Below are 20,596 nucleotides of genomic sequence, written 5' to 3'. Positions count from 1 at the left end.
TCTTTTTAAATTAATAAAATTCCAGAGTCAATACATGAAAACAATTCAGATTTCATCCATGGTTTTCTTATACATTTATATAAGTTAGCTTCTTTTTTTGTTTTTTCTATCGACTTAAGATCTGCTTGTCCTGTTAACATAATTTTTAATGACTGAGGATATTTATTATGAACTTTAATAAGAAACTCATCACCTTTAATTACAGGCATTAGCCAGTCGCTAATTACAATTAAATTTGCATTTAAATCGCCCATCATTTCTTCAATTATTTCTAAAGCCTCAGTAGCACTCTCTGCTGTTTCATATAAAAATACATTTCCATAATTTTCTTTCAACTGAGTTTTAATACTGTTTAAAATAATTTTTTCATCATCAACACAAAGAATTATAGTTTTTTTCATGATTTTCGTTAAATTTATTATGTATTCTTCGTTTTTATTGGAAGGTAAACGCTAAAAGTTGTTTTCCCTGGTTTACTTTTAACTTCTATTTTTCCGTTATGCTTATCTATAATGCGTTTTGCAATATCCAAACCAATACCCGTTCCTTCTCCTTCTGGTTTTGTTGTAAAAAACGGATCAAACACTTTACCTATTTCCGTTGGTAAAATTCCTTTACCGCTATCTGTTATCGAAACAACAACCTCTTCTCCTTTTGCATAAACTTTAATTTCTAAATTTCCGCTTAAATCCATGGCATAAATGGCATTATGCAATATATTAGTCCATACCTGATTTAATTCGTCTGGGTAACAAAGAATTTCAGGTATAGGTCCATAGATTTTCGAAACTTCTATACCTTGTTTAATTTGATTATTATAAAGGGTTAGTACGGTTTCAATTCCATCAATTATATTAAATAGCTTTTGTTCATCTGAATAACCAATTCTTGAAGAATTTTTGAGAGCAAAAATAACTTTAGATGCCTTATTAGCTGCAAATTCAATATTATTAGTGCTTCTTTGTAAACCTGTTAGTTTATATGCCATATCAATAATAGCTTCTGAATCTTCTTGTTTTAAAAGGTCTATATACTTTTCAATATTTTCAACAACCATCATATCTACAAAGGTATCAGCAAAAGAGTATGCATTATCTATATTGTAACTTTCTAAAATATTTGTAATTTTCTTTTTGTTAATTCTCTCCTCTTTTGAGGTTAAAAAATGTTGGTTTTTTAAGGAGCTTTCCAATAAAGAAAAAAATGTCTTTTTTGTTGATTCGGGTAATTGATTTATAAATATTGGATATTCTTTTATTACTATTTTTAATGAATTTTTAAAATTTCCAATCGACGATCTAATAGCCCCTAAAGGAGTATTAATTTCGTGAGCGACACCTGCAGTTAATTGCCCAAGTGCAGCAAGTTTTTCTGAATTTACTAATTTTTGTTGTGTTTGTTTTAAATCACTTAATGTTTTTGTTAACTCATTTGTACGTTGTTTTAAAGCCTCTTCACGTTCAAATATCTTTGCTAGCATTTTATTGTATTCATCAACCAACATGCCAATTTCGTCATTACCATGTTTTTCAACTCTGTGTTTATAATTACCTTCGTTAGAAATTTTCTTAGTGGCATTTGTTAAATTAAAAATTGGTTTTGAAAGAATGCCTTGTAATTTTTTTGCTAAAAAGTAGTTTCCAATTAGCAACACAATTAGAAGCCCAAACATGGTTATTAAATATTCCTTTATTTTTAAATACAATTCCTCGGTTGATACTTTTAAATAAATTGTTCCTGCCGATTTATTTTCATATTGAATATCCTGATAAACATTTAAATAATCTCCTTCAAAACTACTCCAAGACTTATTATTTAAAGGTGGTAAAACATCAACTTTTTCTCCATTTTTATAAAATTCTGCAAAAATTTCATTTTTATTATTATAAACAATTCCAATTTCTACAGAAGGTATATTTTGTAATTTTTCAAGTGTTTCTTTTGCATTATCAGTCATCCCAAAATCTAATGGAACAGCACAGTAATCTCCTATTAAGGTTGCATTAATAATTGTGTTGTTTTGCATGTCTTGTTTAAAACTTGCAATGGTATTAACTATTACATACGTAAAACCTAAAGAAAGTGATAACAACGATACTAATTGAATTATTAATATCATTTTCACTTTAATAGAAAGGTTTTTAAACAGCATAGGTAAAATTTAGTTTATTATTAATGAGGTTTTTTTCCAAGATTTAATTAAAAACTACATAAATGTAATAGTTAGTAAATAATCTACCCCGTCGTATGATGCTGGTATTGTAGCTATCATTTTTGACGAAGAAATTGACTCAACAGTAAATGTGGTTATACCAATTTCACCCACTATTGGATACGTAAATAAAATAGGCTCTTTAAAGGTTATTTGAGTTTCATCAGAATTAATTGTCCATGTGGTTTGAAAAATAAGTTTTTTGGAAATATCATATTGAAAAATAGTTCCATCATCGTTATATTTATAGGAATATTTTCTAACCTCTTCAGATTCAAGAAACATTAGATCTGTTACCTCAAATCCACTAACAACAACACTTGGGGTAATTATTTTACTTTGAGCAGCCCAGGATTTACCTGTGAGCAAGCTGTTTATACCTTTTTCTGGAGAATCATCATCACTACTACATGAAGATAAATTGAACACAAAAAGAATAATTGCAGTTAAGTAGGTTAATTTTTTCATAATAAGGGTTTTAAAATTTACATTAGGGTTGATTTATATTTAGTATTTAATATTTCCATTGAAATCCAATCATTAAAGTTGTTCCAATTTTATCGGCAAATCCAAATTGATATTGCTCTCCTAATAAATTTTTCATTGAAACAAAAACATTTGTATTCTTCAATAAATTATAGCTAATTTTTGCATTTATAATTGCATTAGGATCAATAGTTGCATTTCTATAATAATATTCGCCAGTATAGTCGGAAATAACATTATCAACGGGCATTCCGTCAAATACTTGTTTAGAATATAAATAACTATTTATATTTAAATTTAGTCGATTATTTGGTTTATAATTAAAAATTAAACCTCCATAAAAAGTTGGTGTAAGCTTGTCACTTAACAAAGTCATATTAACATTTGAATACGTGGTTGAACTTAATATATTTGTTTCTGAATCCAAGGAGTATCTTGTATCCGTAGTATTGAACTCAAATTCTGTATTATCATGTAAAAAAGTTTTTTGGAGAGTTCCATAAAATTTAAAATCAACTTGTGAATTTGGTGTATAATTTAACATAAAACTTAAACCTACTTGCGAAGATCCAAAATCGTAATTTTCAAAAAACATATTAGCATAACCAGATCCTGAGATAACAGATTCAACTTCATTTTCATCATTTAACTGAGCTTCAGCACTTATTTCTCGGTATTCTACAGATGCTAAGAGATTCTTATTTTTTTGATAAAAAAGCTCCGTATCTATAGTTAACTTATCACTTAATTTCCCACGCCAACTCAATTCAAAACTAGTATTGGTAGGGTAGTTTTGATCTCTTTTAGCTAAAATATGTTGTTCTATAGGTACATAAATCATATCAGGATTGGGTTCTACCACTAATCCATTATAGAAATTCATTTTTGTATTAAAAAAAGTATCAAAGAAAGAAGGTGAACGGTTGGCCTTTGAATAAACAGCACGGAACAAATTATTTTTATTTAAACGGTATGTAGCTGCAAGTTCATAATTAGTGAAATAGTTTTTATTGATATTGAATTTATCAATACGAAACCCACCAATTAATCTTAGTTTAGACAATGGCTTCCAATCGGCAAGAAGTGAAGCAGAATAACTATTAAAAACTCTCGACTCTTCTTTCAAATTATAATTAAGATTATATAAGTCAAATGGAGTGTCATTTGTAACAGGACTATTATAATTACTACTTTTGAAACTTATTCCTGGTCGTAAACTAAAATTACTAAAACGGTATTGATACTCTAAGTTAGCATCTAGATTTTGAAATTTAAAAGAATTAAACGAATTACCATTAACCTTTCCTTTAGAGAGATTTACTTGCCCATAAAAATTATTAATTTTAAATTTATTATCAACATAAAAACTATTAGAATTATACTGAGATAAAGGTGTTGCAAAATTTAAAAAACCTATTTTTTGACTTTGTGATTTTTGCGCACCAAAAGCGATATTAAAGTTGGAACCCTCATTAAATTGGTGTGTAAAAAATAAATTGGCACCTCTTTTTTGTAAACTTTTGTCTATGTTATATGTGCTATTCGAATAATTGCTAAAATCTTTATAAATCCAAGATTCATGCGTAATTGGATCTTTTTCAATATCGAACATCAATTTCATATCTTCCAACGAAGAATAATTTTGATCAAATGAATTATAATATAGGTTATCAAATCGATTGCGTTCTGAATAATTTCCCGTAAGCGTTAAACTTGTTTTATCATCCCAGTTATAACCAATATTTGCATTTACAATTTTAGTGTTTGCATTCCCCATATTACCAGTAGCACACGCATTTAAACCCCTTTCATTTGAATGCGAAGTAATAATGTTAATTACACCTGTAGCCGCATTTGGCCCGTATAAAGCTGATGCAGGTCCTCTAACTATTTCAATACGCTCAATGTCATTTATATCAACAGTTAAAGTTTCCCAAAGCGTACCTCCAGAATAATAATCATAAACAATCCTATTATCAATCATAACAAGGATAGTTGTGTTATACGGAAGGGAAACATAAGCGTTTTTAGTAATATCATCGAAACCTCTAATTTGAACATCAAAATTTCCTGGTGTTATTTCTCTTACAATTAACCCTTGCGACAACCGAAGAGCTTCCATAATACTTGTTGCTCCTGCTCTATCAATATCCTCCTTGTTAATTATTGAAACTGACAATGGAGTTTCAAATAAATCTTCTGGTTGTTTTGAAGCTGTAACCACAACATCAATATTTAAAATTTCATCTAAAGACATATTATTATACACACTACTTTTCTGAGCCGATAAGTGAATACTTATCAGAAAAACTAATAGTAATAATATTTTTGCCCTTACTTTCATTATAAATTTTAAACTTAATAACTAATGATTTTTTTATGTTTTAGTCATATTTATAGCTCCCATTTTAAACCAACTAGAAATTGCCTTCCAATTTGATCAGCAAAACCATATTCATAATGGTTTCCTAAAATGTTTTTTAATATAAAATTTGTTGTTGTGTTTTTATTTAATTTATATGATGCTTTTGTGTTTAAAATAATATTTGCATTGACATCTATTTCTATCAATGAATTATCAATACTAGTTTCATCTGTTATTTTATAATAATTATAGTTTGTGAATTTCTGGTTGGAATACATATATGCATCTGTATTAAAATTCCATTTTTTATTTGGTTTATAATTCAATACAAAACCACCAAAAAATGAAGGTGTCACTTCGTTGCTCCATTGTATCGGATTCATTTTTGAAGTTATTGTGGAAGTAAGGGTGTTATCAGGAGCAATATCATCAAAGTGAATATTGGTAACCTCAATATTTATATCTTTATTTCCTGAAATATTGGTATGCTGATAAGTTCCAAAAAATTTAGCCTTAAATACATTAGAAATATCATAATTTAAAGTAAAACCAGCACCATATTGACTTGCCTTAAGGTCATAATTTTCAAATAGAGCATTTCCGTCTACATTTGCAGAAACTAAAGATTCTGGGGCTCCACTTTCATTTAATTGTTGAACTACTGTAAATTGACGGTAAATGTTTGCATTTACAAAATTATTTACTTTTGAATAAAACAATTCAACATCTAAGTTTAAATTTGAATTAAATTTTGTTCTCCAACCAATTTCCTGGTTTGTAATTGCAGGGTATTTTAAATCTTTTTGACCATTAATTTTTAAACTAATAGGTATCGATATTGAAGGTTGTCCTCCTTCACTTTCTACATCCATTTTTAGTAAAAGACTGCTACTTATGTACGAATCAAAAAAGAAAGGTGATTTATTTGCTTTTGAATGAGCGCCTCGAATTAAGTTATTTTTATTTAAACGATAAGTAAGGGCAATTTCATAAATAGTAAAATAGTTCTTATTAATATCGAATTTATCTACACGAATAGCCCCAATTAATCTGAGCTTTGAAGTAGGCCTCCATTCCGACAACATAAATGCCGAATAAACCGAAGCAACTCTAGCTTCATCTTTATATTGATAATTTAAGACATTAAAATTGAATGGATCATTATAAGTAACAGGACTATTATAAGACAAATATTTATAACCTATTCCAGGTCGAATACATATAGATTTAAACTGTTTAAAATATTCAAGATCACCTTCTATATTTGTAAACTTATATGAATTAAATTTGTAATTGCTATTATCATGTCCCGAATTTATACTTAATTGACCTCTAAGATTATTATAATTTATTTTCGTATTTAAATAATAGCTTTTCGATTCTGTTTGAGACAATGGTGTAGAAAAATTTAGAAAGCCTGTTTTTTGACTTTGTGATTTTTGCGCTCCAGCAGCAATATCAATATTTAATCGCTCAGAGAAATTATGAGAAAAATAAATGTTTCCTCCTAGTTTTCTTAAACTAAGATCCACATCATAATGTGCGCCTAGTGTTTCTTGATATTCTTTAAATGTCCAAACCTCATTGTTATCTCTATCTTTTATTGGAGAAACAAACATTGTTATTTCATCTATTGATGTATAATCTTTTTTGTTAAAATCATAGTATTTATTATCAAAACGATAGCGTTCCGTAAAATTACCTGAAAATGAAAGTTTTGTTTTATTTTCCCAATTATATCCAATGTTTACGTTTGCATTTTTAGCTTTGTTAGTCCCAACCATACCACTAGCAACAACATTCTTGCCTATTTTAGTTGCGTGCGAAGTAATAATATTAATTACTCCGGTTACAGCATTTGGACCGTATAATGCAGATGCCGCACCCCTAACAACTTCAATTCTTTCCACATCATTTATATCAACTGGAAATGTCTCCCAAAACGTTCCTCCACTAAAATAACTATATACAACACGATTATCAATCATAACAAGTGTTGTGGTGTTATAAGGTAAGGTCATATAAACATTTTTTGTAATATCGTCATAACCTCTAATATGAATATCATAATTCCCTGGAGTTATTTCTCTTACAATTACACCTTGTGATAAGCGTAAAGCTTCTGGAATACTTGTAACACCAGAATTTTCAATTTCTTCCTTACTAATAATAGTAGTAGATAATGGCGTATCAAATAAATCTTCTGGTCTTTTAGAAGCGGTAACAACTACATCAATATTTAATAATTCCTCTAAAGTCATTTTATTATAAACTTCATTTTGTTGCGCTGAAACATCAACGACCATTTCGTATACCAAGCAAAAAAACAATAAAAACTTTCTCGTGAATCTCATAGCTGATTTAATTGAAAATTTTTGCAATTCTTAAAATATCCGAAGAAAGCGATTGACCTTCTTCTTCTAAAGATGTTAAATTCACCAATATCTTTGGCTTATTATTCTGTATTCCAAATCCTAAGGAAATTTTCCCATGTTCAACATATTGGGAAATTCCAGTAACTGATAGCACTTTACTTCTTTTGCATATCATCGAAAAATCATCAAGCCCAGGCATAAAATAAACAAGATCATAACCGTCAATAGCTTCTTCTAGCTCATTAGACCTTATTGCTTTTACCTCCATTACCTGGCTCAATTCCTTAAAAAACTCATCCTTATTATTCTGAGAATTATTATCGTACACAATTAGCATTTTAACCTTTGCCTTTTGTGAAATTTCTGGATTAAATTTTAAAACTTTAGGTAAAAGTGCTGCTTGTATGTTTTCAGGAACAAGCATGTTTTGACCATAACAATAAGATGCTGAATTAATTATGATGAATAAAACGAATATACTTTTACTCAAAAAGGGCGAAAAAGGGACGAATTTTAAATTAATCATTTAATCAAAATCTCTTCGCTTAATTATTGGGTTTTACACGAACAGCAATTTAATATTTTAATTTTTCTATTTAAATGATAATTATCATTTAAATAGAAAAAACAGTAAAAATGTCACTAATTCAAAACATTATGCTACATTTATTACATAATACTTAAAAATTAATTGAATTATGTTTCAAAAACCAATGCTTAAAGACAACGCATTAAAAGGTAAGGTTATCGTGGTTACTGGAGGTGGCAGTGGATTGGGAAAATCTATGACAACCTACTTTTTAAAACTTGGAGCTCATGTAGTAATTACTTCAAGAAATATTGAAAAGTTAAACAAGGCTAAAATTGAATTAGAAGGAAAAACTGGCGGAAAAGTTTTAGCTGTGCAATGTGATGTAAGAAATTACAGCGAAGTTGAAGTTGTTTTAGAGGAAACGCTTAAAGAATTTGGAAAAGTTGACGGACTTTTAAACAACGCTGCAGGTAATTTTATAAGTCCAACGGAACGATTATCCGCAAATGCATTTGACACTATAATAGATATTGTTTTAAAAGGTAGTAAAAATTTTACGTTGGCTTTTGGCAAACACTGGATAAAAGAAAAACAAAAAACCTCAACAATTTTAAATATTGTTACAACTTATGCTTGGACAGGCTCTGCATATGTTGTTCCTTCTGCTACTGCAAAAGCAGGTGTGTTGGCAATGACGCGTTCTTTAGCTGTTGAATGGGCTAAATATGGAATACGTTCAAATGCAATTGCACCTGGCCCCTTTCCAACAAAAGGCGCTTGGGATAGATTATTACCAGGAGATTTAAAAGATAAATTTGATATAAAAAAGAAAGTACCAGTTGGCAGAGTTGGTGTACATCAAGAATTAGCAAATTTAGCTGCCTATTTAATGAGCGATTTTTCTGCCTATATAAATGGAGAAGTTATTACTATAGATGGAGGTGAATGGCTAAAAGGTGCAGGAGAATTTAATATGTTAGAAGACGTTTCTGAAGAAATGTGGGATATGCTAGAAACAATGATTAGAAATAAAAAAAAGAAATAATGTAGCCCATAACAATTCATGAAAAATATGTGACATATTTTAAATGGAACCTATTTTATAAAATAATACTTTAATTGAATCAAACACATAAAAAAACTTGCGTTTTTAAAGGGTTTTGTTTTTGTCAACTAAAATAGAGTTAGTACTTTTGCGCAAACCTAAGAATAATGAAAAACACAAAATATGTTTTTGTAACTGGAGGTGTAACTTCTTCCCTAGGAAAAGGAATTATAGCAGCTTCTTTGGCAAAATTACTACAAAGCAGAGGTTACTCAGTAACCATACAAAAACTAGACCCATATATTAATATTGATCCAGGAACATTAAATCCTTATGAACATGGAGAATGTTATGTTACTGATGACGGAGCTGAAACAGATCTAGATTTAGGTCATTATGAGCGTTATTTAAATACTGCAACATCACAAGCAAATAATGTTACAACTGGTAGAATTTACCAATCTGTAATTGACAAAGAGCGTAAGGGAGAATTTTTAGGAAAAACTGTTCAGGTCATTCCTCATATTACAAATGAAATTAAACGAAGAATTCAAATATTAGGTAAAACTGGAAAATACGACATTGTAATTACCGAAATTGGTGGTACTGTTGGTGATATTGAATCTTTACCATATGTAGAGTCGGTTAGACAATTAACTTGGGAGTTAGGAGAAGAAAATGCTATTGTTATTCATTTAACACTTATTCCATATTTAGCTGCAGCAGGTGAATTAAAAACCAAACCAACTCAACACTCTGTAAAAATGTTAATGCAAAGTGGTGTTAGCCCAGATGTTTTAGTTTGCAGAACCGAACATACCATTTCAGAAGACATTAAACGTAAATTAGCATTATTTTGCAACGTTAAAAAAGAAGATGTTATTCAATCTATCGATGCCGAAACAATTTATGATGTTCCTAATTTAATGTTAGATGAAGGTTTAGATGTTGTTGTATTAAAAAAATTACATTTATCTCAAGAAAATGAACCAAATCTTGATATTTGGAATCAGTTCTTATCTCGACATAAAAACCCTAAAAGCACCGTTAAAATTGGATTAATTGGTAAATATGTAGAATTAAAAGATGCCTATAAATCAATTTCTGAAGCATTTATTCATGCAGGCGCAACCAACGAAGTAAAAGTTGAAATTGAATGGATTCATTCTGAAGAACTTACTATTGGAAATGTTCCCGAATTATTAAATGGTTTAAACGGAATTTTAGTAGCTCCAGGATTTGGAGAAAGAGGTATTGAAGGAAAAATTGAAGCTGTTAAATATGCACGTGAAAATAACATACCTTTCTTAGGTATTTGTTTAGGAATGCAAATGGCAGTAATTGAATTTTCGAGAAATGTATTAGGTTTTGCCGATGCAAATTCTGCCGAAATGAATAAAAAAACAAAGCACCCAGTTATTGATTTAATGGAAGAACAAAAAAGCATTACCAATTATGGAGGTACAATGCGTTTAGGTGCTTGGGATTGTAAATTAAAAGAAGGAAGTAAAATTCAAGGCATTTACAAAAAAGAATTAATTAGTGAACGTCACAGACATAGATACGAGTTTAATAGTGATTATTTAACTCAAATTGAAAAAGCAGGAATGATTGCTACAGGTAAAAACCCTAAAACGGATTTAGTTGAAGTTATTGAAATTCCTTCGCATCCTTGGTTTGTAGGAGTTCAATACCACCCAGAATATAAAAGTACGGTGTTAAACCCACATCCATTATTTGTTGATTTTGTAAAAGCCTCTTTGGAACACTCTTTGACTTAATAGGTAAACATTATTAAAAACTAATTATTAACGTTACTTTTAGTACTTTTGTCGGGCTTTTTGAATTTTTCAAAAAACAAAATGACAAATTGACATTTAAATATACACATGGAAGAAAAGAAATTTGATTTTAATTCACTTATTGGCTTTGTTTTACTTGGAGCAATTATGTTATGGTGGATGTACACCAACCAGCCTACACCAGAAGAACTAGAGGCCGAAAAAAACAAAAAAACAGAACAAGTTGAAGAAAATTCAACTTCTTCTACAGTTGAAAATGCTTTTAGTAATTCTGAAGCTCTGCAAGCCACGGATTCTCTTTCTATTGAAAAAGCTAAAAGTGCATTAGGAGAGTTTGCATATTCAGCAACGGTTGCAAATGAAGAAACAGTTTTAGAAAATGATGTTCTAAAATTGATTATTTCTAATAAAGGTGGACAAATAAAAGAAGCTTTAATAAAAAACTATGTTACCTATGATTCTTTACCTCTATATATGGTAAAAGATCAAAATGCTTCTTTTAATATTAATTTTGGTACTTCTGGAAACAGAATTTTAAACACCAAAGAATTAATGTTCGAACCAACAATTAGTAATAATGGTTCTAAAAAAGTGCTTTCTATGAAATTAAAAGTTTCTGAAAACAAGTACTTAGAATATAGATATGAAATGACACCTGATGAATATATGGTAGATTTTTATGTTAAATCTCAAGGTTTAAATTCAACAATTAATTCGGCACAACAAATTACATTAGATTGGAGTTTAGAAGGGTTCAGACACGAAAAAAGTATTCGTTATGAAAACCAACAAACAGAAATGTATTATGAAAAAGATGATGAAGACATCGATTATTTATCTGTTGGAGGCGAAGATGATGCTGATGAAAATGATGTAAATTGGGTTGCTTTTAAACAACATTTTTTCTCTTCAATATTAATTACAGATAAAGCATTTGAAAATGCTCGTTTAGAATCTAAAACATTAACAGAAGACGAAGAAGTAGATACTACATTTACAAAAGCCTTTTATTTAAAAGCACCATTAGCTTTAGAAGGCGGAGAATTTAATTATAAAATGAATTGGTACATTGGGCCAAATGATTACCAAATTCTTAAAAAATACGATAGAAACTTAAAAGAAGTTGTAAACTTAGGTTGGGGAATATTCGGTTATATTAACCGCTTAATTTTTATACCTGTATTTAACTTTTTACAAGGTTTTATAGGTAACTACGGATTAATTATTATTCTGTTAACTATTGTTGTACGTATTTTAATGTCGCCATTAGTTTATAAATCGTACTTATCTAGTGCTAAAATGAAGGTGTTAAAACCTGAAATGGAGGAAATAAACAAACGTTTACCAGGAAAAGAAAATGCGATGAAACGTCAGCAAGAAACTATGGCTGTTCAAAGCAAAGCCGGTGTTAGTCCTTTATCGGGTTGTATTCCAGCGGTTTTACAAATGCCAGTATTCTTTGCGTTATTTCGATTTTTCCCATCAAATATAGACTTACGTCAAAAAGGATTTTTATGGGCTGATGATTTATCGGCATATGATTCTGTTTTTGAACTTCCATTTAATATTCCAATGTATGGATCTCATATTAGTTTGTTCCCAATTTTAGCCTCTGTAGCCATTTTCTTTTATATGAGAATGAGTCAGAGTCAACAAATGAATATGCAGCAACCTACACAAGAAGGAATGCCTGATATGCAGAAGATGATGAAAATGATGATGTACTTTTCGCCTGTAATGATGTTAATTTTCTTTAATATGTATGCAAGTAGTTTAAGTTTATATTACTTTGTTTCTAACTTACTTACCATTACAATAATGCTGATTATTAAAAATTACATTATTGATGAAGAAAAAATTCATGCTAAAATTCAAGAGAACAAAAAGAAGCCTAAAAAAGAAGGTAAATTTAGAAAACGTCTAAATGATGCAATGAAACAGGCTCAAGAACAACAAGCAAAACAGCAGAAAAAACGATAAAACTTACCGTTTGTTAAGTTATAAGTCCTTTTGTTTTTTCAAAAGGACTTTTTTTATACTTTTATTTGAGATTTACCCCTCAAAATCATGAAAAAGCTAAAAAGCACATATAAAATTATCCCCGATCTTAATCTTGTAATTGAATTTCATACTGGAATACTTGATGTAGATACATACATAGATTTTAAAAAAAAATTATTTAGTGATAAGCTTTTTAAACCAGAGATGAATTTTTTTATTCATCATAAAAATGTAGTTTTTTCAACAACTCCTGCCGATATTAAAAAGTTTGTAGACTTTATCCATTCAAAAAGTGAAGTATTAGGAAAAAGAAAAGTAGCAATGGTGACCTTTACTCCCAATCAAGTAGTTTCAACAACGCTCTATAAAAAACAACAAACCAACTTAAACCAAGAAGCTGAAGTTTTTTCAACCAATGAAAGTGCTTTAAGCTGGCTTTTAACTGAACCTTATTCTGAAAAAGAAATTATTTCAATAATAAGAAACCTTAAAAATAGTTTAGACAATTAAGAATTTAAAAATGCTAATACATTTTTTTCAATTCTTTTATGAATATTACTAACATCTGATTTTACAAATTTTTCGCCAGTAATATTTTCATACAATTCTATGTATCGTTCTGAAATTTCATTAATTTTTTCATCAGACATTTCTGGCACCGTTTGCCCTTCTAATCCTTGAAAATTATTAGCAATTAACCATTGACGTACAAATTCTTTAGATAATTGCTTTTGAGCTTCTCCTCTACTTTGTCTTTCTTCATATCCTTCTGCATAGAAATAACGAGAAGAATCTGGTGTATGAATTTCATCAATCAATAAAATTTTCCCGTCTTTAGTTTTTCCAAACTCATATTTAGTATCCACTAAAATTAAACCACGTTTTGCAGCAATTTCAGTTCCTCTTTTAAATAGTGCTTTGGTGTACTTTTCTAAAACTGCATAATCTTCAGCCGAAACAATGCCTTTTGCAATAATGTCTTCTTTAGAAATATCTTCATCGTGGTCGCCATCTTCTGCTTTAGTTGCGGGTGTAATAATTGGCTCGGGGAATTTATCATTCTCTTTCATACCTTCGGGCATTGCAACACCGCAAAGCATTCTTTTCCCTAATTTATATTCACGTGCTGCATGACCGCTCATATAGCCTCTAATTACCATTTCTACTTTAAAAGGCTCACATAAATGACCAACTGCAACATTAGGATCTGGAATACCTAAAATCCAATTTGGCACAATATCGCTGGTTGCATCTAACATTTTTGACGCAATTTGATTTAATATTTGTCCTTTGTATGGTATTTGCTTTGGCATAACAACATCAAATGCCGAAAGCCTATCTGAAGCTATCATAACCAAAACTTCATCGTTAATATTATAAACTTCTCTAACTTTTCCTTTGTAAACAGATTTTTGTTTTGGAAAATTAAACTCGGTGTTGTTAATTGTATTACTCATTGCCTACTTCAATACTTTTATATGCTGAAATTATTTCTTTTACTAATCTATGTCTAATTACATCTTTATCATCTAAATATACAAATCCAATTCCTTTAACATCTTTTAAAGTTAACATTGCTTCTTTTAAACCAGAAACTTGTCTTCTTGGCAAATCTATTTGACCTGGATCCCCATTAATTACAAATTTAGCGCTTTTCCCCATCCTTGTCAAAAACATTTTCATTTGATTATGGGTTGTGTTTTGCGCTTCATCCAAAATTACAAATGCATTATCTAAAGTTCTTCCTCGCATAAATGCCAACGGGGCAATTTCAATAATTCTTTTTTCTATATATGAATCTAATCTTTCAAAAGGAATCATATCGCGCAAAGCATCATACAATGGCTGCATATACGGATCTAATTTTTCTTTTAAATCTCCCGGTAAAAATCCTAAATTTTCGCCCGATTCAACTGCCGGACGTGTTAACACAATACGACGAACCTCTTTCTCTTTTAAAGCTTTTACAGCTAATGCAACAGCAGTATATGTTTTTCCTGTACCAGCCGGACCAATAGCAAACATCATATCGTTTTTGTTCATAAGCTCTACCATTTTACGCTGGTTGGCCGTTTGAGCTTTTATTAATCTACCACTTACACCGTGTACCAAAACGCCATCGGCCAATTTAGAACTTTTGGGTTCCTTTCCATTGGAGGTTAAAATGCGTTCAATACTATTGTCGTCTAACTTATTATAACGATTAAAATACTTTATAAGCATATTAAATCGTTTTTCAAATTCATCTAAAATATTGGGCTCTCCATAGGCTTTTAACTTTGTTCCTCGAGCAACTATTTTAAGTTTTGGAAAATATTTCCTCAATAAATCCACATTCGAGTTTTGAGTTCCGAAAAAATCACCTGGATTTATATCTGTTAGTTCAATAATACGTTCGTTCAAATGATATAAGTGTTAAGTTTAATTCATACAAATGTGTGCAAAATAACCGAATAATTGATTAGATTTGCATAACAAATTTAATTATATCAAATAACAATCATTTGAACTTTGTAAATAAGTTTTAAACATTTTATTAAGTATATTAAATTGTTAATTGTCAAAAAAATTCGCGCTGATTCTATATGTCTATAATTACTTTAACTACTGATTTTGGGACTAAAGACCATTTTGTTGGTGCTGTAAAAGGAACTATTTACAGTGAGCTTCCTAATGCTAGAATTGTTGATATATCACATCACATATCGCCATTTAATATAACCGAAACGGCTTATATTTTAAAAAATGCATACAAGAGTTTTCCTGATGGAAGTATTCATATTATTGGTGTTGACAGTGAGTTAAATGAAGAAAATAAACATATTGCCTTAAAACTAGATAATCATTATTTTATTTGTGCGGACAATGGGGTAATATCTCTTTTGGCTGCAGAAATTAAACCCGAAAAAATTGTTGAGATAAATATTCACAACCGTTTTGAAACTAGTTTTCCGGTGTTAGATGTTTTTGTTAAAGTTGCCTGTCATATTTCGCGCGGAGGAACTTTAGAGGTTATAGGTAAGGCTATTCCTGAGTTTAAAAAATTAATAGAATTACAACCTTCTATTTCTAGCGATAACAAAACCATATTTGGAAATATTATTTATATAGATAATTATGGAAACTCAATTAGTAATATTAGTCAAAAATTGTTTCAAGAAGTTGGAAAAGGACGAGATTATGAAATATCGGCTAATAAGTATATTTTCAATAAAATATATACTCGATATAGCGAATTTGTAAATTTCTCTGTTCCAAAAGAACAACGCCAAAAAGATGGAAGTAAATTAGCTTTATTTAATTCGGCAAATTACCTCGAAATAGCAATGTACCGAAGTAATTTAAATACCGTTGGTGGCGCATCTTCTTTGTTAGGTTTAAATTATAGAGATGTATTAACCGTAAAATTTTTATAAATTAAAACTATGTTTGTACGAATTGTAAAAATGAGTTTTGATGCTTCTAAAATTGAAACGTTTTTAAATAATTTTAATAATAACAAAACCAACATACGAAACTTTGATGGTTGTCGTTTATTAGAATTATACCAAGACAAGAACGATCCATCACTATTTTTTACGTATAGTTACTGGGAATCTGAAAAACATTTAGAACATTATAGAAATTCCGATTTATTTAAAAATGTTTGGGCAAAAACTAAAGTGTTATTCAATAAAAAACCAGAAGCTTGGAGCGTAGATAAGGTTTGGTGTGAAGTGTGAAGTGTGAAGTGTGATAATTTAAATTAAACAATAAAATAATAAAACAGCAATGTTACCCATTTTAAAAAAAGAACTTAATTCCTTTTTTTCTTCGCCAATTGGTTATTTAGTTATAGCGGTATATTTGGTTATTAACGGGTTATTTCTTTGGGTTTTTAATGGCGATTTTAATATTTTACACGCTGGTTTTGCCGATTTAAATAGTTATTTCTTTTTAGCTCCTTGGATTTTCATTTTCTTAATTCCTGCTATAACAATGCGCAGTTTTTCCGATGAGTTTAATACCGGAACCATAGAAATTTTAAGAACAAAACCCATAACAATTTGGCAATTAATAATAGGAAAATTTTTGGGTTCTTTGTGTTTGGTAATTTTAGCCATTCTACCAACATTAATTTACATTTACAGCATTTACCAACTTGGAAATCCGGTTGGTAACATAAACTTTGGCACAACTATAGGTTCGTTTTTAGGATTGCTATTTTTAGCTGCCACATACACCGCAATTGGTGTTTTTTCTTCTACCATATCAAAAAATCAAATAGTTTCGTTTTTAGTAGCGGTATTTATTTCGTTTTTTATGTATTATGGTTTTGAAGCCTTGGCATCGAATAACTTATTTGGAAGTTTGGATTATACAATTCAAAACATTGGAATGAGTACACATTTTAATAGCATTAGCAAAGGAGTTATAGACACCCGAGATTTAATTTACTTTACTTCGCTCGCATTTTTGTTTTTATATTTCACTAAAATCAGAATTAACAATGCGTAAAAAGTATACAAACATAGCGCTAGTTTTATTGGGAATACTCCTAATTAACATTTTAGGCTCCTCATTTTATAAACGTTTCGATTTAACCGAAGACAAACGCTATACGCTTTCTGAAACCACAAAAAAAATTACAGAAAACATTGCCGAAACCATTGTAATAAAAGTGTATTTACAAGGCGATTTTCCTGCTGAATTTAAGCGCTTACAAACCGAAACAAAACTACATTTAGAAGAATTAAAAGCCTTAAATAAAAAAATACATTTCCGTTTTTACAATCCTATGGATATTGGCGAAGAGTTGATAAACAAAGGACTTGAACCAAGCAGATTGCAAATTGAAGAAAATGGCAAACTTTCTGAAATTGTTATATTTCCATATGCCGAAATTAGCTACAAAAACAAATCGGAGTTTGTTTCTTTATTAAAAGATAGTTACACCAATTCTCAAGACGAACAATTGGAAAGTTCTATTCAAAATTTAGAATATGCTTTTGCAGAAGTATTGCATAAAATAACTTCAAAAAAATCGAAAAAAATAGCCATTATAAAAGGAAACGGAGAATTAGACGATATTTACATTGCCGATTTTTTAAAAAAATTAAGCGAATATTATTTGCTTGCTCCTTTTACCTTAGATTCTGTAGCTACCAATCCTGCTAAAACTTTAAATCAGCTTTCCCAATTCGATGTTGCCATTGTTGCAAAACCTACTGAAAAATTTTCTGAAGAAGAAAAGTTTACAATGGATCAGTATATGATGAATGGTGGTAAATCGTTGTGGTTAATAGACAATGCACAAGCAGAATTAGATAGTTTAATGACAACTGGCGAATCACTCGCCTATCCTAGAGATTTGGGTTTAACCGATTTATTTTTTAACTATGGTGTTAGAATCAATTCTGATTTAATATACGATCTTAACAGTTCGCAAATAACATTAGCAACCGGAAATGTGGGTAACAAAACTCAGTTTAACAATTTTAATTGGAACTATTTTCCGTTGGCAAACGCCTTAAACAACCATCCAATAAATAACAATACAGAAGCGGTTAATTTTAAATTTGTTAGCAGTATAGATACCTTAAAAAACAACATTTCAAAAACCATATTGGCACAAAGTTCACAATTATCTAAAACCGTTGGAATTCCTTCAATAATTTCGTTAAAATCTATTAGCGAAAAAGTAAAACCCGAAGAATTTACCCACGGAAATAAACCATTAGCTGTGTTGTTAGAAGGTTCGTTTAAATCGGCATACAATAACCGAATTAAACCTTTTAAACTAGCAAACACCAAAGAAACTGGTGCGCCAACTAAAATGATTGTTATTTCGGACGGCGATGTTATTGCCAACGAAGTTTCAAAAGGAAAACCGCTACAATTAGGCGTAAATAAATGGACCAACCAACGTTTTGGAAACAAAGATTTTTTATTAAACTCGGTAAACTATTTATTAGATGATAACGGCTTAATAAACATTCGTTCAAAAACGGTTAAAATTAACTTTTTAAACAAGCAAAAAGCGTTTGAAGAATCTACAAAATGGCAACTTATAAATATTATATTTCCGTTGGTATTACTATCGGTATTTGGGGTGCTATTTAACTACTTCCGAAAGAAAAAATACAGTTAAATAGCAGTTAGCTGCTTCTTAAATAATTGTTAAAAATAGAAACCGTCAAATTATAGGTTCCTTTATATGTTATATTTGTTACTAAACAAAATAATATATTATGCTAAAAAAATTATTAATTGCCGTATTATTTGTTGGAATATCTTCAACAATAGACGCACAAATTAAAACACCACAACCTAGTCCTACTTCTAAGTTAGAGCAAGTTGTTGGATTAACAAATGTAACTTTAGAGTATTCTAGACCTGCGGTTAGAGGAAGAGTTATTTTTGGAGACTTAGTACCTTTTGGTAAAACTTGGAGAACTGGAGCAAACGCTAACACTAAAATTACATTTAGTGATAATGTAACAATTGCCGGACAAGAAGTAAAAAAAGGAACTTACGCTATTTTTACAGTACCTAATAAAGATTCTTGGGAGTTAATTTTATACACCGACTCTAACAATTGGGGAACTCCACAAAAATGGGACGAATCTAAAGTTGCAGCAAGAGCTACAGCAAAAACAACTAGCGTACCATTTAATGTAGAAAGTTTTACTATAGATTTAAACGGATTATCGAACAAAGGTGGAAACCTAGAATTTATTTGGGAAAGTACATTTGTAGCATTTCCGTTTGAAGTACCAACAGATAAAATTGCTTCAAAAAGTATAAACGATGCAATGGCTGGTCCTTCTCAAAACGATTATTTTCAAGCAGCAACATATTACCATACAGAAGGTAAAGATTTAAAACAAGCTTTAGAATGGATTAAAAAAGCAACTGCTAAAGATGCAAAATTTTGGCATTTACGCAGAATGAGTTTAATACAAGCAGATTTAGGAGATAAAGCTGGAGCAATTGCAACTGCAAAATTATCGTTAGAAGGTGCAGAAAAAGCTGGTAATGCAGACTATGTTAAAATGAACAAAGAATCAATTGCTGAATGGCAAAAATAATAAAGATGAAAAAAATTAAATTTACATTAGCATTGATGCTTTTAATTGCAACAGCAACATTTGCACAAAAAAGCCCAAGAGCCGAAGCTACAGGACAAGTAGGTGAAACTACAGTAACTGTAGATTACGGAGCGCCAAGCGTTAGAGATAGAGTTATTTGGGGCGATTTAGTTCCTTACAACAAAGTTTGGAGAGCTGGAGCAAACGAAAACACTACCATTTCTTTTGCTAAGGATATGATCGTGAAAGGAAAAAAAGTTCCTGCTGGAAAATATGGTTTATTTATTATACCTGCTGAAGGTGAAGAATGGACTGTTGTGTTAAGCAACAAAAATGATGCTTGGGGATCTAATGGATATAGCCAAGAAAACGACCTTGTACGTTTTAAAGTTAAAACGAAAAAGGCCGATAAAAATAGAGAACAATTAACCTTTTTAGTTTTTAAAGGTGGCGTACAATTTAATTGGGAAAAAGTACGTTTCTTTATTCCAATGAAGTAATAGTTTTTTAATAAGGTGCTTAAGAGGCTGTCTTAAAAGTTTTAAAATCGTTGTAAACCTAAACTTGTTTAGGTGCTCATATTAATTGTTAATTAGTATGATATAATTCTAAAAAATAGAATTAGAATAACGTATTGCAACTTTTATTTTAGCCTCTTTTTGCGTTTACTACTTTTTTGGTTTATAAATTAAATCTACTTTCTGATAA

At 29.9% G+C, this 20,596-nt stretch carries 18 protein-coding genes; 10 read left to right on the top strand and 8 right to left on the bottom strand.

Annotated features, from left to right (window positions below):
- Positions 1-5: 5 nt before the first annotated feature.
- The 6 genes from Q0776_RS12375 to Q0776_RS12350 all read right to left on the bottom strand — a co-directional run bounded on the left by Q0776_RS12375 (position 6) and on the right by Q0776_RS12350 (position 7,862).
- Complete coding sequence (locus Q0776_RS12375) at positions 6-401, bottom strand: response regulator (protein WP_298368705.1); 396 nt, start codon at positions 399-401, stop codon at positions 6-8.
- A 17-nt stretch (positions 402-418) separates the two neighbouring features.
- On the bottom strand, positions 419-2,119 hold the full coding sequence (locus tag Q0776_RS12370) for an ATP-binding protein (protein ID WP_298368702.1): 1,701 nt from the start codon (positions 2,117-2,119) through the stop codon (positions 419-421).
- Positions 2,120-2,206: 87 nt separating this feature from the next.
- Positions 2,207-2,680, bottom strand: coding sequence for a hypothetical protein (locus tag Q0776_RS12365; protein ID WP_298368699.1), 474 nt, complete (start codon positions 2,678-2,680; stop codon positions 2,207-2,209).
- Between the two features lie 46 nt (positions 2,681-2,726).
- On the bottom strand, positions 2,727-5,042 hold the full coding sequence (locus Q0776_RS12360) for a TonB-dependent receptor (protein WP_298368696.1): 2,316 nt from the start codon (positions 5,040-5,042) through the stop codon (positions 2,727-2,729).
- Positions 5,043-5,092: 50 nt separating this feature from the next.
- Complete coding sequence (locus tag Q0776_RS12355) at positions 5,093-7,417, bottom strand: TonB-dependent receptor (RefSeq protein WP_298368694.1); 2,325 nt, start codon at positions 7,415-7,417, stop codon at positions 5,093-5,095.
- A gap of 7 nt (positions 7,418-7,424) precedes the next feature.
- Positions 7,425-7,862: a YfiR/HmsC family protein gene (locus Q0776_RS12350; protein WP_298368691.1), complete on the bottom strand. Its 438-nt coding sequence runs from the start codon at positions 7,860-7,862 to the stop codon at positions 7,425-7,427.
- A gap of 274 nt (positions 7,863-8,136) precedes the next feature.
- On the opposite strand from Q0776_RS12350, the gene Q0776_RS12345 reads away from it, so the two are divergent.
- The 4 genes from Q0776_RS12345 (at position 8,137) to Q0776_RS12330 (ending at position 13,328) form a co-directional block, all read left to right on the top strand.
- Positions 8,137-9,015, top strand: coding sequence for an SDR family oxidoreductase (locus Q0776_RS12345; RefSeq protein WP_298368690.1), 879 nt, complete (start codon positions 8,137-8,139; stop codon positions 9,013-9,015).
- 167 nt (positions 9,016-9,182) lie between these two features.
- Positions 9,183-10,796: a CTP synthase gene (locus Q0776_RS12340; RefSeq protein WP_298368688.1), complete on the top strand. Its 1,614-nt coding sequence runs from the start codon at positions 9,183-9,185 to the stop codon at positions 10,794-10,796.
- Between the two features lie 108 nt (positions 10,797-10,904).
- Positions 10,905-12,797 (top strand): membrane protein insertase YidC, encoded by a 1,893-nt coding sequence (yidC, locus tag Q0776_RS12335; RefSeq protein WP_298368686.1) that lies wholly within the window; start codon positions 10,905-10,907, stop codon positions 12,795-12,797.
- An 87-nt stretch (positions 12,798-12,884) separates the two neighbouring features.
- Positions 12,885-13,328 carry a hypothetical protein gene (locus Q0776_RS12330; RefSeq protein ID WP_298368683.1) on the top strand — a complete coding sequence of 148 codons (444 nt, stop codon included), beginning with the start codon at positions 12,885-12,887 and terminating at the stop codon, positions 13,326-13,328.
- On the opposite strand, the gene Q0776_RS12325 is transcribed toward Q0776_RS12330, so the two are convergent.
- Together Q0776_RS12325 and Q0776_RS12320 are read right to left on the bottom strand one after the other, a co-directional pair.
- A complete protein-coding gene (locus Q0776_RS12325; RefSeq protein ID WP_298368682.1) occupies positions 13,325-14,275 on the bottom strand; it encodes a phosphoribosylaminoimidazolesuccinocarboxamide synthase in 951 nt (316 codons plus the stop codon). The two genes, Q0776_RS12330 and Q0776_RS12325, sit on opposite strands and share 4 nt — an antisense overlap.
- Positions 14,268-15,221, bottom strand: coding sequence for a PhoH family protein (locus Q0776_RS12320; protein WP_298368679.1), 954 nt, complete (start codon positions 15,219-15,221; stop codon positions 14,268-14,270). Before Q0776_RS12320 ends, Q0776_RS12325 begins: the two co-directional genes overlap by 8 nt.
- A gap of 182 nt (positions 15,222-15,403) precedes the next feature.
- Between Q0776_RS12320 and Q0776_RS12315 the strand changes: the two genes are divergently transcribed.
- From Q0776_RS12315 to Q0776_RS12290, 6 genes are all read left to right on the top strand, one after another.
- A complete protein-coding gene (locus Q0776_RS12315) occupies positions 15,404-16,234 on the top strand; it encodes an SAM-dependent chlorinase/fluorinase (protein ID WP_298368678.1) in 831 nt (276 codons plus the stop codon).
- A gap of 9 nt (positions 16,235-16,243) precedes the next feature.
- On the top strand, positions 16,244-16,540 hold the full coding sequence (locus Q0776_RS12310; RefSeq protein ID WP_298368676.1) for an antibiotic biosynthesis monooxygenase family protein: 297 nt from the start codon (positions 16,244-16,246) through the stop codon (positions 16,538-16,540).
- Between the two features lie 49 nt (positions 16,541-16,589).
- The gene (gene gldF, locus Q0776_RS12305) at positions 16,590-17,315 is read left to right on the top strand and encodes a gliding motility-associated ABC transporter permease subunit GldF (RefSeq protein WP_298368673.1); all 726 of its coding nucleotides are present in this window, start codon (positions 16,590-16,592) and stop codon (positions 17,313-17,315) included.
- On the top strand, positions 17,308-18,948 hold the full coding sequence (gene gldG, locus Q0776_RS12300; protein WP_298368670.1) for a gliding motility-associated ABC transporter substrate-binding protein GldG: 1,641 nt from the start codon (positions 17,308-17,310) through the stop codon (positions 18,946-18,948). The genes gldF and gldG overlap by 8 nt, the downstream gene beginning before the upstream one ends.
- A 100-nt stretch (positions 18,949-19,048) precedes the next feature.
- Complete coding sequence (locus tag Q0776_RS12295) at positions 19,049-19,888, top strand: DUF2911 domain-containing protein (RefSeq protein WP_298368668.1); 840 nt, start codon at positions 19,049-19,051, stop codon at positions 19,886-19,888.
- 5 nt (positions 19,889-19,893) lie between these two features.
- Positions 19,894-20,388 carry a DUF2911 domain-containing protein gene (locus Q0776_RS12290; RefSeq protein ID WP_298368665.1) on the top strand — a complete coding sequence of 165 codons (495 nt, stop codon included), beginning with the start codon at positions 19,894-19,896 and terminating at the stop codon, positions 20,386-20,388.
- Positions 20,389-20,596: the final 208 nt, after the last annotated feature.

The organism is uncultured Lutibacter sp. (genome assembly GCF_947495725.1).
Lineage (GTDB): Bacteria > Bacteroidota > Bacteroidia > Flavobacteriales > Flavobacteriaceae > Lutibacter.
The sequence above is the reverse complement of the archived record's forward strand: the minus strand, read 5'-3'. Positions and strand labels throughout refer to the sequence as shown.